Raw genomic sequence first — 16,050 nt, 5'->3', positions numbered from 1 at the left:
TAGTATTTTTTTGTATAGAGATAAATTTTTTAAAATTATTTGTAATATATTCTTGAATTATCTTTTGTATTATTACTATAATTAAGTTATTATTAAACAATAAATCTTAAATAATCTTCAATCTTTTTACTAAAGAGTTATTGTATATATAAACTCTGTTGCAGAGTTTCTAGGCTCAATCTGCTGTTTTTCTTCAAGCAAAAGTGTTTTAGGAAAATGAAAAAATTTCTTTTTTCTTCTGCAAATATTTATTCGTTGATTGTTAAAATAAAAACTTGAGTATTTTACAATAAAAACTATAGACAGTCATTTTGAGAATTCAAGTTTTTATGAGGAGAAATGGTATCGTAGAATTCCTCATTTTTCGTATGAGGTGTTTTAGAATTTTTCTCCTCTAGGCTGTGCTTTGCTTGATGAGAAGGGGAAACACAGCGTTGAGAAAGCAGATAATAGAAAAATATTCTTTCGATAAGAAATTTTAAAGCAAAAGACAGTTTAATAAATGGCAAAGATATAAATTAGGTGCAAGATGAATGAACTTACTCATATTGAGACTGTTATAGCGCGCTATGATGCTGTTTTTTGCGATGTGTGGGGTGTGGTGCATAATGGTGTGCATGCATTTGCACCAGCATTGGAAGTGTTGTACAAAATTCGAAGAATGGGAAAAAGTGTCATTTTCTTAACCAATTCACCTAGGCCACGAGAAGATGTCATTGCTCAATTACAAAGTATGAATGTGCATGGTGATTATTATGATGCCATTATTACTTCAGGGGATGTCACGCGTGATCTTCTTCGTGCTGCTCCACGGAAAGTTTTTTTTATTGGTCAACAACGTGATTTGATGTTGTTTGAAGGGTTGGATTGTGAATTGGTGGAAGAACGAGACGCTGCTGTTGTGGTTTGTAGTGGTTTTCTTGAAGAGTTTGATGAAGAACCAGCTGCTTATAAAGAGATGTTTTTGCGTATGCGTGCGCGCAATTTGCCTTTTATTTGTGCCAATCCCGATGTAATTGTTCATTATGGAAATAAAGAATTTTGGTGCGCTGGTGCGTTGGCACGTCTTTACCAGCAATTGGGAGGCGAAGTGCGTATTGCCGGAAAACCCCACGCACCTATTTATGAATGTGCCTTTGAAAAGTTACAAAAAATTCGTGGAATCGTGGAAAAAAGTCAGGTTTTGGCTATTGGTGATGGTCTTTTGACCGATGTTAAAGGTGCTATCCATTTTGGTCTTGATGTTCTTTATATCACAGGTGGTATTCACCGTTATGATTATATGCAAAACGGTGTGGTGGATAAGCAAGCTTTGCATTCTTTTCTTGACCGTCATGGCTATAGGCCACAAGCAATTATGTGGGCACTTCAGTAATGTCTGATTTTTTGCGTCTTAAGGGGATTGATAAGTTTCCTATGGCTTGGCGGGGAGCGGTGTTGGCACTTGGAAATTTTGACGGTGTCCATTGTGGGCATCAGATGGTGTTACAAAAAGCACTTGATTTAGCATGCATAAAAAATAAACCGGCTGTTGTTTTAACCTTTGAACCGCATCCAAGGAGCTTTTTCCAGCCCTCAACCCCTGTTGATCGGTTGACAGAGGCGGCTGAAAAGGCTGAAATTTTTAAAATCCTCGGCTTTGATGGAGTGATTGAACAGCCCTTCGATGCACAATTTTCTGCTCTTTCAGCGGAGCAATTTATTCAGGCTATTTTAAAAGAAGCTTTTGATGTTTGTGTGGTGGTAACGGGTGAAAATTTTCAATTTGGTCACAAAAAAAGTGGAAATTCACAGCTGCTTTATCAAAAGGGAAAAGAATATGGATTTGAGGTTGTACAAATGCCTTGCTTATTAAGCAGGCAGGATTCACAGAAATTGATTGTTTCCTCTAGTTCTATTCGTAAACTTCTCTCTCAAGGACAGGTGGAAAAAGCTGCGCTTTTGTTAGGCACGCGTTATCGCGTGCGCTCAAAAGTTATTCAAGGCGAGCAACTTGGACGCCTTTTAGGATTTCCGACCGCTAATCAAATGCTCTCTCAACAAGCCAGTTTGGCGCATGGGGTTTATGCCGTACGATTGCGTCGTGCTAACGGTGTTTTGCATGATGGGGTGGCAAGTTTTGGTTGTCGTCCAACGGTTGTCAAAAATGGTGCTCCGCTGTTAGAAACTTATTTGTTTGATTTTCATGATGATCTTTATGGAGAAAGTTGCACCGTGTCTTTTTTTCAATTTTTACGCGGGCAGGAAAAATTTGATGGGCTAGAGCCTTTAATTGCACAAATGCAATGTGATGAGAGGGTAGCAAAAGCAATTTTAGCAAAAGTACAACCGTTATCACAGCTGGATGAGCGGCTTACTTTTAAAAATATGTCTTAAGTTGATCTGAAAAAGAAATAAGGGCAGCAAAAATAGCACTTAAGCTGACTATGATCACGAAGATGTATTCTAAAACATCATGAAGTATATGCTTTTTGCGTTGTTGGGAGGCGGTATCGAATATATGCTGATCTGATTTAAGCATTGTCTTTATCTTTTTCATAATTTTATAGAATTTTATGGTTCTTCTGTAAAACTTTACTGCTTGTTTCTTTCTGATCCGTTAAGAGCTATGATGAAAAATGTGCTCACCAATAAAGTGTAGAGAACTTATTTTATGACAGTGGCAGATGAAAAAATGCTGTTTTAAAAATTGCTTGTAAAGCTCATCAAAATCCTTGTCTTGCATGTTACAAGCAAGATTGGTTTGTGAAACTGTTTAGAAAAGAATAAAAATGCCTGTTATGAACGCTTTCAAGCACCAAGGATTTTCGCAATATTTTGCGCTGGTCAAGCGTGTGATGGTACCAACTTACTTTTTTGTGAGTGTAAGGACTCTGATGCATTAATGTTTTATCGTGATATTGGGGTTTTACTGTTATACTGTTTATGGGCGAAGTCGTTAGATGAGGTGAGTATGGCGAGATGTCTCTTTAAAATGAGCGCGTAGGTGTGAAATATCATAGGATTTGGATAGCATTTTTGGCAGTGCTCTTTTGCCTGAGGGTGTAATCCCCCCTTTAAGGCAAGTCAAGGCAGGACAACTGATAAAGATATCTTGAGCGTGTTCCGTGGTGGCAATAGGCGAGAAGAGGTTTTTGTGCTGTTTTTAAAATTGTTTTCATGGTTTCAATATCTGATGGTTTTATAGTTGGTGGCACGATAGGAATATAATGGGCTGTTATGCCATATTCCTCTGCTGTTGCTTTAATGGTGAAAAAATCAGGTTGGTGAGGCTCTTCTTGATCGGGGCGGTTACAGATAATCGTTTTAAAGCCTGCTTGTGCTAATATTTTGACATTTTCGATGCTAATTTGACCACTAATAAAAGTGTCGGGGTCAATTTGTTGTAAATGCATTTTTGTTTTTCTCCCATAGCGCTCTCTTCATGATGTTTTCTGCTATATTTAAAAAATATAATGAAGGGAAATATAATGAAAGCTGAGCATTTGCTTGTATCTTAAAAAAGCCTTTTTTGTCGAGAAAAAGAGGCTTGGTTTTGAAACAATAAATTGTACCGTGGTAAATTTTATTTGCTGTATCTTCATGAACGCTTTGATTGATATTGGATCGCCTATTGTTTTCTCTCATCTAACCTTCGCTCCCCAAGTGAGACAATATTTTTTCTTTCATCTATTTAAAAGAACATCATAAAGGAAAAATTTGACTGTTTCTTTATGATAGAATGGGGGAAGTTTTTGTTTTTGTGCGTGTGAGATGCTTGCCTGCTTTGTTGTTTTCTGTATAATCGTAAAAACGATAAAGCTGAAAGGCGTAATGAATGATCATTGGAATTTTGAATCAAAAGGGAGGGGTAGGAAAAACCACTTTGAGTGTGAATCTTGCTGCCAGTTTTGCGCATTCTGGAACACGTGTCTTGCTTATTGATGCTGATCCGCAAGGGAGTGCCTTGGATTGGGCTGCTGCGCGTGAGGAGGCTCCCTTATTTCCAGTGCTTGGTTTGCCGCGTGCAACGGTTCATAAAGAGATTACACAGATTTGTCATGATTACGATCATATCATTATTGATGGTCCCCCTCGGGTGACTGATCTTGCTCGCAGTGCTCTTATGGCTTCGGATTTTGTGCTTATTCCTGTGCAACCTAGTCCCTATGATATTTGGGCAGCCGATGGTATTGTAAAACTTATTGACGAAGCACGGGTTTATAAAGAAAATCTCAAATCTGCTTTTGTTATTAATCGTAAAATAGTTAATACCGCGATAGGGCGTGATGTGGCAGAGGCTCTTGGAGTATATCCTGTGCATGTGCTTTCTGCTTACATTGCTCAGCGCGTGATTTTTGCGGAAGCTGCTGCACAGGGAAAAGCCGTTTATGAAATCGATAAGCATGGACAAGCGGCAGCAGAAATTGAAGCTGTTGCAACGGAAATCAAGGAGTTCTTAGGATGAGTAAAAAAATTAAAATTGGCACAAAGCCAACCAATAAGTCAATTCCTTTAACAGCTGATGCATGGGTGGAAAATAATAAAGGCAGTATAGAGGGCGGTATGAAGCGCCTTACAATTGATGTATCGGAAAGTTTGCATCGCTTGATTAAGGTGAGTTGTGCAAGTCGTGGAACGAAAATAGCGGATGAGGTGCGCGAATTGCTTGCACAGAAATATGGAAAACTAAAATAATAATACACGATAATATGCTTTCATTGGTTTGAAGCCTTTTTCTAATAGGCAAATATGCTCAATTGTATAAAGAAAATTGCTGTGTTTTACGGCATTCACATACAATGAAATATATGATGTTTCTCCATTCCTCATCTATGGGCGTGATCATTCATAGGATTACTTGTACGAAAATTGTTGAAGAAATGCAGAAGTTTTCTTGATAGAATTGTGTTGATAACGTTTCTCAATGTGAAATTAGTATTTGTTTACTTTATGATAAAATAGTTAGCATTATCGCCAATTTCTTTAGCTATAAGTTATTCTTAAAGTTCGGAAGGGGGGCTGAAAATAAGTTTTTTATTCACTGATATTGTTTCTTGCATTTGTGCTGTTTTATCGGTGTGCATTTTTTCATGAACTGTGATGATTTCTTGAGGATATAGGGCTTAATTTCTTTGTTTTGCTGAGAATATGTAAGATTCTTTTTAAATGTCACTCTCAGTATTGTTGTGAGGATATGCGAGGTTATATCAAAGCTTTGCTGGGAGAGTTGCAAATGTTAGTCTTACCAATGTAAGCGGCTCTTATCATTTCCTATGTTTGTGTTGCAGCTGTGAGAATTTTTCAAAGAAAATATTTTAAGCGCGTACAGAGATGATGGGAAACAACTCTATAGCCAATTAAAGTGTAAAACAAAAGAGGGGTAAAATTATGAATAAAGTCATTATCACAGTCTTGCTGCTTTGTATTGGATTTGCTGTTGCAGGTTGCGAAAAAACTTACAGCGTAGAAGATTTTAAGAAAAATGAAAAATTATATGAGGAATGGACAAAAAAATGTGAGAAGGACGATTCACCTCTAAAGTCTTCTCAAAATTGTAAAAATCTTCGACAAGCATATATGGAGCTTTTTATGAGGCACTGATTGTGTCTAAACTTTATAAATCCGAAAAGAGGGGCATTTATTTATAAACAAAGTCATGATCATAGCATTGCTGCTTTGCATTGGATTTGCTGTTACTGGTTGTAAAGAAAAGGTCTATAGCGTAGAAGATTTTAAGAAAGATGGAAAATTACTCGATAAATAGATAAGAAATGTGAGGCTGCAGGTCCGTCTTTTCAAGCATCTGAGAATTGTAAAAATGTTTTAAAAGCAAGTAATGAACTTGGTATGTGAATTTTAACATGAGGTTGGAAAACTGTACTTAAAATCTCCTGGATCTGAAAATAAAAGGATAGCAGCGTTTTTCTAAACAAATGGGTATCTTGTTTTTTCTGCTGCAAGCTAAAGAGGAATACTTTAAATAAAAAAAACCTCTCCTTTGTGGAGAGTTTTTTCTTTTTCTGGATGCTAAGTCTTTAGTAGTCATAAAAGAATACAGATTTGCATTTAAAATATCAGTACAAGCTGCACTCTGTTTATACACCTTATCACCATTGGTGGTAGTGCTTGTTGTTTTCTACCTTTTATAGAAGGGAAAATGATCTGTGAATGTTGTAAAAGATATTTTTCAGTATGATGATAGAATTCATTCATTGCAGATCATACAAAAGCTTGAGAGAGTCTGCCTATTGTGTTTCTATTATGAGAGCTAGCACGACAACAGCATTGATAGTAACAATAAAGGTTGAATAAAGCATAGCAGTTTTTATCATATCAGCCATAAGAACCTCTCACTGTTCTTTGTGGATCAAGCTTGTTTATAACAATATGTTACAGTCTGTAATATATGCTGATATCACATATACAGCAAGCTTAAATTTTTTCTTATGAAGGATGGGAAGTGCTTTAAAACTGGGAGCATGGAATAGGTGACGTTTTATATTTTGTAGAAACTTCTTGTTTTGATGATTTTTACCTATGGAGTTTCAGTGTAACAAAGTGGCATTAACAGGCAAACTTACACATTATTTAATGCAAGGATATGGAGAAGATAATGTTGTAAAGAAATACCGTAAACCTCAAAGTGAGACAATTTAAAGTTTTTGAAAATTTATAAAACTGTATGTTTTTAGGAACTCTTGCAAGGTAGGCAAAAATCCTATATAGTCTCTCATTGCAAAGAAAAGCTAATGATCGTTAAAAAAGGCAGATTGGTGGCTGTTTGGTTATTTAAAATGTCTTTTTTGAGAATGCCATGTGGCTGATTTGTTCGAAAGATTGCTCTTTTTGGGTTTTATGCAAAATTCTGTATGTGCAAAAAGGGTATGGAAGAGGCAATCTTTCTGGGTGTGTGCAAACCGGATTTGTCTGTATGCTAAAGTGCATGTCGTGTCGGGTGCATAAAAAGCCAAGGGCTATGGAGGGTGAAATGCTAAAATCTTTAACTTGCTGAAATCTGTAATGCGTTTCAGTTTTTATAAGCTACGAATTTTTATTGGCATATGTGCGTGTTAACACATTATCGTTTTTTGTCTAAGGTCGATAAACAGAGAAAAAGATTTGGACAATAAAACGGCTTTGCGTCAGAATAAATTTGAAGCTTTCTAATATCCACTGCAGAATGATATGATAATTTACAGCATTTTGCTGAATTATTATTGCACTAAGAGTGGAGGGGAGCGAAGAGATATTCTAGATAATGCGTGAAGAATAATGTGTTGAAAGCCGAAGAACTATACGCTTTTTAGAATTATTGGGCTGGTGTTGGAGCAATATTTTCACAATGATTGTGCGTACAATGGGTGTAATTGAGTGTGTATGCAATTTAAGTGTATCAGTATTTAAAGAGAAAGCTATATAATCTTCCTTATTTGATATTTGAGAGCAAGATTGAGCAAAATGAAGGGGAAATAAAATGTCTGTCATGCAATATGGTGATGATAGTTTTGCAGCAAAAGCAAAAGTCCTTGATAATAATCTTATTGATCGGGATTGGGCTATGACAAAATTTGTTGCTGCTGTTAAAGGATTGGCACAAGTGGTCGATTATGAAAGCAATATGCTAGAAAGCAGTGGTGTTCCAGATTATGAAGAAATCAATTTATGTAAAATACGTGGCTTACGTGACCTTAATAAGTCTATAAACGATGTGAAACGCTATATGAATGAAGATATTGAAAATGAGGTTGAAAGTTTGCTCGCAGATTTACAGGAAAAATTACAGCGTAATAGTGAATTGCTTCAAACACATTTGGGTGCTGTCAATGATCTTTCACAAGTGGTGCAAGTTGCGGTTCGGGCGAAAGAAGCAGAAGGTCTGTGAGCAAAGTTCAGTTAATAGAGGAAATTTTCACTGAAAGAATGAGAGGGGATGGATTTGTTTAGCTTATGCATCTTTTCATTTTGAGCGTAACCTAATGAGATAAATTTGATACTTATAGCAAAAGATCTGCCTTTTAACTTAAGCTCCATTAATTAGAGAGAAAGGCGTTGTAAACTAGAGAGAATGGTATTGTAAGCCGGCTCCATCATATACTTTGCCAGCGTTTAATGCTGCCGACAGTTTTTGGCTTGAGAAGCTTTAGTAAGAGGCATTTTTAGTCCTTTCGTGTATAATTTTATCTGCACGCCAATTTCGCTTTTGGTGTGCAAGAAAATGATTTTGATTGATTCAACTACACAGATTTCGAATGGGAGAATCTTACGGTTTTAAGGTTCTCATTCAAGTTACATAACAGTAGATTATCATTATAAATCAAACTTTTGTAAGTAAGAGAAGGTTATTTTCCATTTTGATAATTGGCAGAAGGCTTGTCCGCCTATTGAATAGTTCTTTAGTATTTTCTCATAAAATTTTTGTGAAATAGGAATCATAAAAGGCAGCATAAAATGCTGCCTTTATTAAAATTAATACTGACTTTGTTTTAGAAATGATAACGTATTCCGCCAGAAAAATTTGTTCCAGATACACCGGCTTTTTGCAGTTTTTGCCGATAACTAATATCACCATGGAGAGCGATATTTGAAGAGAGGAAGGCATTAACACCAATACCACCTTCAATGGAGGAACCAATAGAATCGAGATGAAAAGTGTCGGCAATTTTTATTGTTTTACCATCAGCAAAGGCTTTGATAACATTTAGTTTACCATAAAAAGAAAAAGCATTGCCTTCTTCTGTTGTATTAAGAGTTTGTGTTAAACGTCCACCAACTCGTACTAACCATTGATGCGGATTGCCCATATCAACTGCCAAATTGTTGGCATCTGAAATTATATCAAACGTAAGTTTTTGATAAATAAATTGCATCTGTGGCTCAAATAGAAATCCTTCCATACCAGTTGCTAATTTTTGGCCAATCGTTGCAGACATATTGAGCGTTTTGCTACCATCCAATTTTGCAGCGTTGCCAATGAGAGCTGTGGTGATATTTCCTTTTAAAGCCCCGTAAGAAAGAAGCGCATTTACGTACACCCCGTTTCTATGTTGAAGACCACTGTAAGCGGTGAGAGACCATTTATCAAGCGTAGTTTTTTCAGAATCTTGCATGTCCTTTGGAGTAAAGGCAAGTTTTCCATAGCTTCCTAAAAGACCAAAATGTGTATTGATATCTTTTCCTTCTAATGTTGCTAATACGATACCTATTTGTAGTGCACCATAATTTATATCAGCACCGTAACCATAATGTAGGGGATCACGATGGGAAGACAAGGTAACTTTTTCACCATAAGAGGATAAAAAGATTGAGTTTTTCTCTTTATTTTTTGCTTCAAACACTGTGGTATATAGATTATCTAACAATGTGTTTTGTTTGTTTACATCCGTAAATCCAGCAGAAAATAAAGCACCAGGCATCACCAAATAATTTGCTACCTGTGGTAGAAGGGCTCTGATTTTCTTGTCTTTATCAAGATAAGCATTTTGTAAGCGAAAATCCCAAAAATCACGATCATTTTTACCAAAGAGGTTTTGATTTTCATGGGATGCTCCTGGTGCATAGGCATTGAGGGTATATTTATAAGGCAAACCACCCATTGTTATATAGTCTCCTGCTAACCTGAAGGAATTTTCATCCGCTTTTCCAGAAACTTGAATAACTGAAATTCCCTGAGCTTCTAAGGGGAGTGAAGCCATCTGTTCTCCCCAAACAGAACTACTATCAGTTAGCTTTTTATCCTTTTCTAGAAGATTAATGTGAACTTTAGTAGCTCCAGAGACATCACCATGAATGACAAGGCGGTCGGTTTTTTGCTCCGACACTGGAGAATGATTGCTCCAGCGAGAATTCAAATAAATTTCTGCAGTACCTTTTGCACTATACACAGCCGTCGTATCTTGTTCTGTATTTTCTTGCTGTGGGTTAAGTCCTACCAATAAGGTTTGGAATTGTCCTGCTGTTGGTTCCGCAAATTCAATCATGCTGTCTGTAAGACTGAGTTTGGAAAGATTGGAATATGACTTCTCATCAACAGCAAACTGTACATAGTCAGATGAATCCTTATCATTATTCAACATATTTTTATTTGCCTTTAAAAGCCATTTTGTGCCGTTTGTAAGATCAAAGATGGTTTTGTTCTCTTCTAATGTTCTCACGCGACCTTCTAAGTGAGAATGATTGGTCGTTAATGTAAAGGTCTGTGCATGCGGTTGCTCTCTTTTTGTATTTTTTAGCAAAAGATCAGCACGGATTTCTGAATCTTTGAGACTAACTTCAGCATCCTTGTCTAATCCATAAATGCTAATGCCTACACCATTTTCAACGAAAAGCTTTGTTTTATCGAAGATCACTGTATTGGCAAAATTTTGTTCTTGGACGGTATTTGCTTTTTGTTCAGCACTGGGTGCATGGGGCTTTTCAGGCGCATAATACGGATTTTTCTGGAAAACAATACCACTTGTTTCATAATCACCTGTGACATTTATGGTTGAATCCTTAAGGCTGATTTTGCCATTGACGCTGAGCAAACCAGCTGTTTCTGCTGTTGCAGTAATTCTTGTGGCATCAATTGCTCCCTCATTCGATGCACTCAATGCAACAAACTTTGCAGAGACTGTTCCTTCTTGTATTTTGACGAGTGAATTTTTTCCTTCTGCATGCACAGCAAAAAAATCGTCTTGAATTTTAGCATTCTGAAAAGTTACAGTTTTACCATCTGCTACTTCAATTTTTATACTCTCACCTTGTTCTGGTTTTTCAAGCTGTACAGGTGCTGACTGTTTAGGTTCTGATTTTACAGAGATTGACTGCCCTCCATCTGCTAGCTTTACCATTTCTTTTGCAACTATTGGTAACGATCCTGCTACGGGGCGTAATGCACTAGGTAGCGCAAACGCTGCTGATGGTTCTTCTCCTACGCGTTTTGCAGTTTCAGATCTTGTCAGTGCGGCTTGTGTTTCTGATGCTGGTCTTGTAATAGCTTCAGGTTTTGTAGATGCTTCTGGTGTTGGGTTTTTTGATACAGATTGTGAGGATATAGAAGAACTCGATAAGGTTCCCTCTGTGGTAGGCGGTGTAGAAGAGGAAGAAAGGGTTGGACGTCTTCTAGATTTAACGACGGGCGCTGCAGACGTCATCGCGTTATCTGCTGTAGGTTGAGGATTTGTTCCAGATGAAGGGGACTTTGCTTGCACGCCTCCTTGTCCTCCTGTAGATGCTACTTTTGTTAGGAGAGGCATGCCGTTTGTAGATGTACTCGCCTCACGCTTACTCTCTGATATAAGTTGTGCAAACGAGGGTTTAGCATTGGGTAATAGAAAAACTCCCGGAAAAGCATAGGACAAACTAGAAGAAGAGCAAAATAGAACTCCAGAAACAGTGTATAGTAAAAAGCTTTTTTTCATATAAAATATCCTCGAGCATTATCTTCCCCTTCTTTAAAAAAATGGGAATTTCACCCATTATGTTTTTTTATAAAATACATAATAAAACATATGGGGGACTCTTGATATTTCAAGGCTATGAAATAGAGATTTTTAAAGTGATAACGCATCGCACCGAAGACGTGTATTCCAAAGATACCAACTTTTTTAAGTGTATGTTGATAGCTGATGTCTCCATGAAGGGTGATATTTGGCGATAAATGTGCGTTAACACCTAACCCTCCTTCGAGGGAAGTTCCAAAGGAGTAAATTGAAAACTCTTTTTACCAATCTGTAAGGTACTCTTTTTATCGAAAGTGTTTATCACATTGAATTTACCATAGAAGGAGATAGCATAGCCTTTGTTTTGCATTAAACGTTCGCCAATCCGCAATAACCATTGATAAGGATTGCCCATGTTCGCTTTAAAGTTTTCTGTATCTGAAAGAATGCCAAGCATGAGACGCTGATAAGAAAATTGTGCTTGGGGTTCAAATATTATTCCCTCAACAATAGTTGGCAATTTCTGACCAATGGTGACAGAAGCTCCCAATGTTCTGGTGCCACTTATTTGTTTGGTATTTTGAGTGAGAGCGGTGGTGATATCCCCTTTGAAAATTCCATAGGAAAGCGATGCCTTGCATAGACGCCACTGTCATGCTGAATGTTGCCATATGCGCTGAGAGATCATTTATTCAGCATATTTTTTGAGAGGTTTGTGTATTTTTGGGAGTGAAAGCTAATTTGCCATATGTTTCAAAAAGACCAAAATGTGTGCTGGTATTTTTATTTTCTAAGACAATTAAGGTAAGTACTGCTTGTAATGCAGCGTAGCGAATATCGGCATCCGTACTCTGTTGTGGCGAATGATGGTTAGAAGATAAGGTCATTCTCTCTCTATAAGTGGAAAAAGAAAAACCTGTCTCTTTATTATCCTTTGGTTCAAACATTGTTATTCGCATATTGTCCAACAGGATATCTTGATTGTTTACATCTGCAATTCCAACAGCTAACAAAGCATGAGACATTACCAAGTCGCTCGCTATTTGTGCTGTAAGAGGTTTGGTTTTTACTTCAGAACTGGTTAAGGTTTAAGATAAAGCTGTGTTTTCTTTATCATTTGCAAACTTAGATCCATTCTCAGCTTTGATTGTCGTTTGATTGGAAGCATCAATCTTTGCTGGCAAAGTCATATGATCTGCTGATGATTTAAGAGTTATTTTCGAGGATGAAGAAGCAGTTTTGTTTTTTAGATAAATATTCGCTTGCAAAGCTTTATCGATTTTAGGTTGCAGAATAATTGCATGACTTGTTATTGTGGATGCATTGCCTTTAATCTTTTGTAATAGCAAGTGCAGAGGAGAATTTATTGACAGCACTTTCTTCTGCATTTTTTATTGTACTAGTGTTTCAAGTGTCTATTACTGCTGTGCGTATGGTATCAGAAAGTTCTTCGTTTTGTCTTTGTAAGGCGCTCTTCGTTTCTTTCAATTGATATTGGTTATATTTTTCAAGCTTGGCATTAGTTAACATCATGTGTTTTATATCATGATTGTATTGGTTTGCCATAGCGTGGTTATATATGTTATTTTTTTATCTGACAGATCTCTACTAGCATCTTTGAATTGTTTTCTAATATCATTTGCTATTTTGTTTAATCCCTCTTTCAACTCTTTACTGAAATATGAATTTTCTCCCATCATGCTACCAGAAGCCATATTTTCAAGCTCTTCTATTGTTGCTATTGGAATACTATTCAAAACCTCTAAATTGTATTGATCAGCTAAGGCATTTGCATACATATGACCAAGCTTATCCATCAATTCATTTCTATGGGTACTAGATCTATAATAACCAGAAAATAAGGCAAAACGGTTAATGCGATTTTTCATTTCACTTAAATTATCTTGGATTGCCTCATTGAAATATGGATTCTTTCCAACTATGCCAAAGGAACTCATCGCTTTATGTTTGTTTTCATTGTTGGGGAATTGATAAAGTCCTTTTGAGAATGATGAAGACCTTCAAGTGCATAGCGTGTTTGAGGGGGTAAGTCAGAAGCGTTTCTTGTATAAGTTGCATTAAAATAAGAAAAAAACAAAGCACAAGCGGCTGTACATAATAATAAATGTTTTTTATGCATAGAAATGCTCCTGAGATATTTTTCTTTTTTGATAAAAACTTTATAATTTTTTGCTGCATTAGGCTTTTTGCAATTTTCATAACTTAAACAGCGCTGTTGATATTTCAGCGCTGCATATGTTTTAAAATAACGACCAGAGATTTTTAAAAGTGGTAACGCATTCCACCAGAAACATTTATTCCAGATATACCTGCTTTTTGAAGTTTTTGTTGGTAATTAACATCAGCATGAAGGGCGATATTTTGTGATAATTTTGCATTCACACCAAATCCACCTTCAATGGCAGCTCCCATAGGATCAAGATGGAAAGTATCACCAATTTGTATGGTGCCCTTACCGGAAAAAGTTTTAATAACGTTTAATTTGCCATAGAAAGAAACGGCACAATCTTTTTCAAGAGGAAGTGTTGTTTGCGTTAAACGTCCACCAACACGTAGCAACCATTGATGAGGGGTCTCCATATCTACATTAAAGCTATCAACATCTGAAAGAGTACCAAACGCAACATGTTGATAAATAAGTTGTGCTTGTGGTTCAAAGATTAAACCTTTCGTACCAGTTGCTAGTCTTTGCCCAACGGTGGCTGATATATTCAATACTGCAGTGTTCTTTAATTCTGCGGTTTTTCCTCTGAAAGCTGTGGTAATATTTCCATTAAGAGCGCCGTAAGAGAAGAGGGCATTACCATAAAAACCAATGTCATGGTGGAAGCTACCATACGCTACAAGAGACCATTTATCGAGTGTACTCTTATCAGCCCCTTCTATATCTTTTGGGGTAAAAGCCAGTTTTCCATAGGTTCCTAAAAGACCAAGATTTGTCGTGATGTTTTGATCTTCTAGTGTTGCTAATGTAATGCCTGCTTGTAAGGCGCCATAGTGAACATCGGCACCATAGCCATATTGCAATGGGGTGCGGTGAGAAGACAATGTCATCTTATTACCATAGCCTGAGAAGAAGATGCCTTTGTTTTTATTGTCTGCTGCTCCAACCGTTGATGAGCGCATATGATCTAATAATGCATTTTGTTGGCTTACATCAGAAAGTCCAGTGGAGAATACAGCGTTAGGCATTACCAAATAGCTTGCCACTTGAGGAACAAGAGCTCTGATTTCAGCTTGTAGATCAAGAGTAGCATTTTGTAGACGGAAGTCCCAAAAATCTTTACCTTCTTCTAAAAAGCTCTGCTCATCATCAGAATTCCCACGGCTAGATGTTGGTCCATAGGCGTTTAATACATATTTATAGGGCAATTCATTCATTGTGACGTAGCCATTTGCCAGTTTGAAGGCAGTTTCATCGGCTTTTCCAAACACTTGAATGAGGGAAAGACCCCGTGTGTTTAAGGGGAGAAAATCCTCGGTATTTGATATTTCACTATTGGAAAGATTATTAAAATAAATTGTTGTGGTGCCTGATACATTCCCACGAACAAGAAGACGGTCCGTTTTTTGTTGTTCTTTCTCTAAACCATTGCTCCACTCAGTATTGAAATAAATCTTTGCATCACCCGTTGCATTGTAAACTATTGCTTCATTAGGAGATGCATTTTCCTGCGCTTCAGACTCTTCAGCTTGTGGATGTTTTCCTACATTTAAGGTTTGATAATAACCCTTTACCGAGTCATGCGGTGCATTAAATATGATAGAGCTATTATTAAGGTTCAGTATTGAAACAACAGATTGTGTTCGTTGTTTAATATCAAGGAGCGTGTACGAATGAGATGAACTTAATTCATCTTCTACTTCAAATTGGCTAGCCTTTAAGTGCCACTTACTGCCGTTGTTCAGAGTAAAAGCTGTTACATTTTGAGGCAATGTTTTTACTTTTCCTTCCATAATTGAATGATCAGCTGTTAATGTGAGAATCTTAGGCTTATTATCTTCTCGCACACTTTTATTTTTCAACAACATATCAGCACGAATTTCTGAATTTTTAAGAGAGACCTCAGCAATAGATTTTGAGGAAAGTGGTCCTACAATACCAATGCCATCTGTCATAAGAAGTTTTGTATTGGTAAGAATTGCTTTATTGATAACCTTTTCTCCTTCTTTTACGTAAGAATCCGAAATGTAATCAAAACGGATACCGTAGCTTTTATGGTGTCCGGGAACGGTTATGATGGAATCCTCAACATGGATTGTTCCGTTGGTAATATCTAAACCACGCACATCTGCCTTACCCACAATTTTTTTAGCGTGCATGTGTCCACCTGTTGATGCAGAAAGCACAGTGCCATCTGAGCGCATTGTGGAATCTTTAATGATAATAAAGGCTTTGTCATCAGCAACCCCTGTAGTATAACGACTGCGGACAAAAACATTCTTAAAGGTTTTTTCTTCTTCTGCCTTATCTGCACGAACCATAGTCATTGTAGGGGGTTGTGTATTTGCATAAGTTTGAGCGAAATGAGAAAAAATGAAAGTTCCAGCAATTGTACATAACAAAAGATTTTTCTTATAAATAGATTTCTTACACATAGATATGCCTTTAGTATTGGTATGTCTT

15 protein-coding genes are annotated in these 16,050 nt (G+C 36.9%); 7 read left to right on the top strand and 8 right to left on the bottom strand.

Annotated features, from left to right (window positions below; all coding sequences use genetic code 11):
• Positions 1-529: 529 nt before the first annotated feature.
• Positions 530-1,375 (top strand): TIGR01459 family HAD-type hydrolase, encoded by an 846-nt coding sequence (locus ABD909_RS07840; protein WP_345097374.1) that lies wholly within the window; start codon positions 530-532, stop codon positions 1,373-1,375.
• Positions 1,375-2,376, top strand: coding sequence for a bifunctional riboflavin kinase/FAD synthetase (locus ABD909_RS07835; protein WP_345097373.1), 1,002 nt, complete (start codon positions 1,375-1,377; stop codon positions 2,374-2,376). Before ABD909_RS07840 ends, ABD909_RS07835 begins: the two co-directional genes overlap by 1 nt.
• 680 nt (positions 2,377-3,056) lie before the next feature.
• Here ABD909_RS07835 and ABD909_RS07830 read toward each other — a convergent pair.
• The gene (locus ABD909_RS07830; protein ID WP_345097372.1) at positions 3,057-3,395 is read right to left on the bottom strand and encodes a protein tyrosine phosphatase family protein; all 339 of its coding nucleotides are present in this window, start codon (positions 3,393-3,395) and stop codon (positions 3,057-3,059) included.
• 422 nt (positions 3,396-3,817) lie between these two features.
• Here ABD909_RS07830 and parA point away from each other — a divergent pair, with 422 nt between their 5' ends.
• From parA to ABD909_RS07805, 5 genes are all read left to right on the top strand, one after another.
• Complete coding sequence (gene parA / locus ABD909_RS07825) at positions 3,818-4,447, top strand: ParA family partition ATPase (RefSeq protein ID WP_345097371.1); 630 nt, start codon at positions 3,818-3,820, stop codon at positions 4,445-4,447.
• Positions 4,444-4,677 (top strand): plasmid partition protein ParG, encoded by a 234-nt coding sequence (locus ABD909_RS07820; RefSeq protein WP_345097370.1) that lies wholly within the window; start codon positions 4,444-4,446, stop codon positions 4,675-4,677. The genes parA and ABD909_RS07820 overlap by 4 nt, the downstream gene beginning before the upstream one ends.
• 693 nt (positions 4,678-5,370) lie before the next feature.
• Positions 5,371-5,583, top strand: coding sequence for an EexN family lipoprotein (locus ABD909_RS07815; protein ID WP_345097369.1), 213 nt, complete (start codon positions 5,371-5,373; stop codon positions 5,581-5,583).
• 55 nt (positions 5,584-5,638) lie between these two features.
• On the top strand, positions 5,639-5,746 hold the full coding sequence (locus ABD909_RS07810; protein WP_345097368.1) for an EexN family lipoprotein: 108 nt from the start codon (positions 5,639-5,641) through the stop codon (positions 5,744-5,746).
• Between the two features lie 1,710 nt (positions 5,747-7,456).
• The gene (locus ABD909_RS07805; protein WP_345097367.1) at positions 7,457-7,864 is read left to right on the top strand and encodes a flagellar protein FlgN; all 408 of its coding nucleotides are present in this window, start codon (positions 7,457-7,459) and stop codon (positions 7,862-7,864) included.
• Between the two features lie 601 nt (positions 7,865-8,465).
• Here the strand turns inward: ABD909_RS07805 and ABD909_RS07800 are convergent.
• The 7 genes from ABD909_RS07800 to ABD909_RS07770 form a co-directional block, all read right to left on the bottom strand.
• Complete coding sequence (locus ABD909_RS07800) at positions 8,466-11,381, bottom strand: autotransporter outer membrane beta-barrel domain-containing protein (RefSeq protein WP_345097366.1); 2,916 nt, start codon at positions 11,379-11,381, stop codon at positions 8,466-8,468.
• A gap of 253 nt (positions 11,382-11,634) precedes the next feature.
• Complete coding sequence (locus ABD909_RS07795) at positions 11,635-12,003, bottom strand: autotransporter outer membrane beta-barrel domain-containing protein (RefSeq protein WP_345097395.1); 369 nt, start codon at positions 12,001-12,003, stop codon at positions 11,635-11,637.
• A gap of 91 nt (positions 12,004-12,094) precedes the next feature.
• Positions 12,095-12,427, bottom strand: a complete 333-nt coding sequence (locus ABD909_RS07790; protein WP_345097365.1) for a hypothetical protein — start codon at positions 12,425-12,427, stop codon at positions 12,095-12,097.
• A 63-nt stretch (positions 12,428-12,490) separates the two neighbouring features.
• Entirely contained in the window at positions 12,491-12,778 is a 288-nt protein-coding gene (locus tag ABD909_RS07785; protein WP_345097364.1) for a hypothetical protein, read from the bottom strand.
• Between the two features lie 162 nt (positions 12,779-12,940).
• Positions 12,941-13,360 carry a hypothetical protein gene (locus ABD909_RS07780; protein WP_345097362.1) on the bottom strand — a complete coding sequence of 140 codons (420 nt, stop codon included), beginning with the start codon at positions 13,358-13,360 and terminating at the stop codon, positions 12,941-12,943.
• Positions 13,357-13,542, bottom strand: a complete 186-nt coding sequence (locus tag ABD909_RS07775; protein WP_345097361.1) for a hypothetical protein — start codon at positions 13,540-13,542, stop codon at positions 13,357-13,359. Before ABD909_RS07775 ends, ABD909_RS07780 begins: the two co-directional genes overlap by 4 nt.
• Positions 13,543-13,685: 143 nt before the next feature.
• Positions 13,686-16,022 carry an autotransporter outer membrane beta-barrel domain-containing protein gene (locus tag ABD909_RS07770; RefSeq protein ID WP_345097360.1) on the bottom strand — a complete coding sequence of 779 codons (2,337 nt, stop codon included), beginning with the start codon at positions 16,020-16,022 and terminating at the stop codon, positions 13,686-13,688.
• Positions 16,023-16,050 lie beyond the last annotated feature (28 nt).

Source organism: Bartonella acomydis (genome assembly GCF_039543025.1).
In the GTDB taxonomy this organism is placed as follows: Bacteria; Pseudomonadota; Alphaproteobacteria; order Rhizobiales; family Rhizobiaceae; genus Bartonella; species Bartonella acomydis.
Note: the sequence above shows the minus strand (reverse complement) of the source record. Positions and strands in the feature narration are given on the sequence as shown.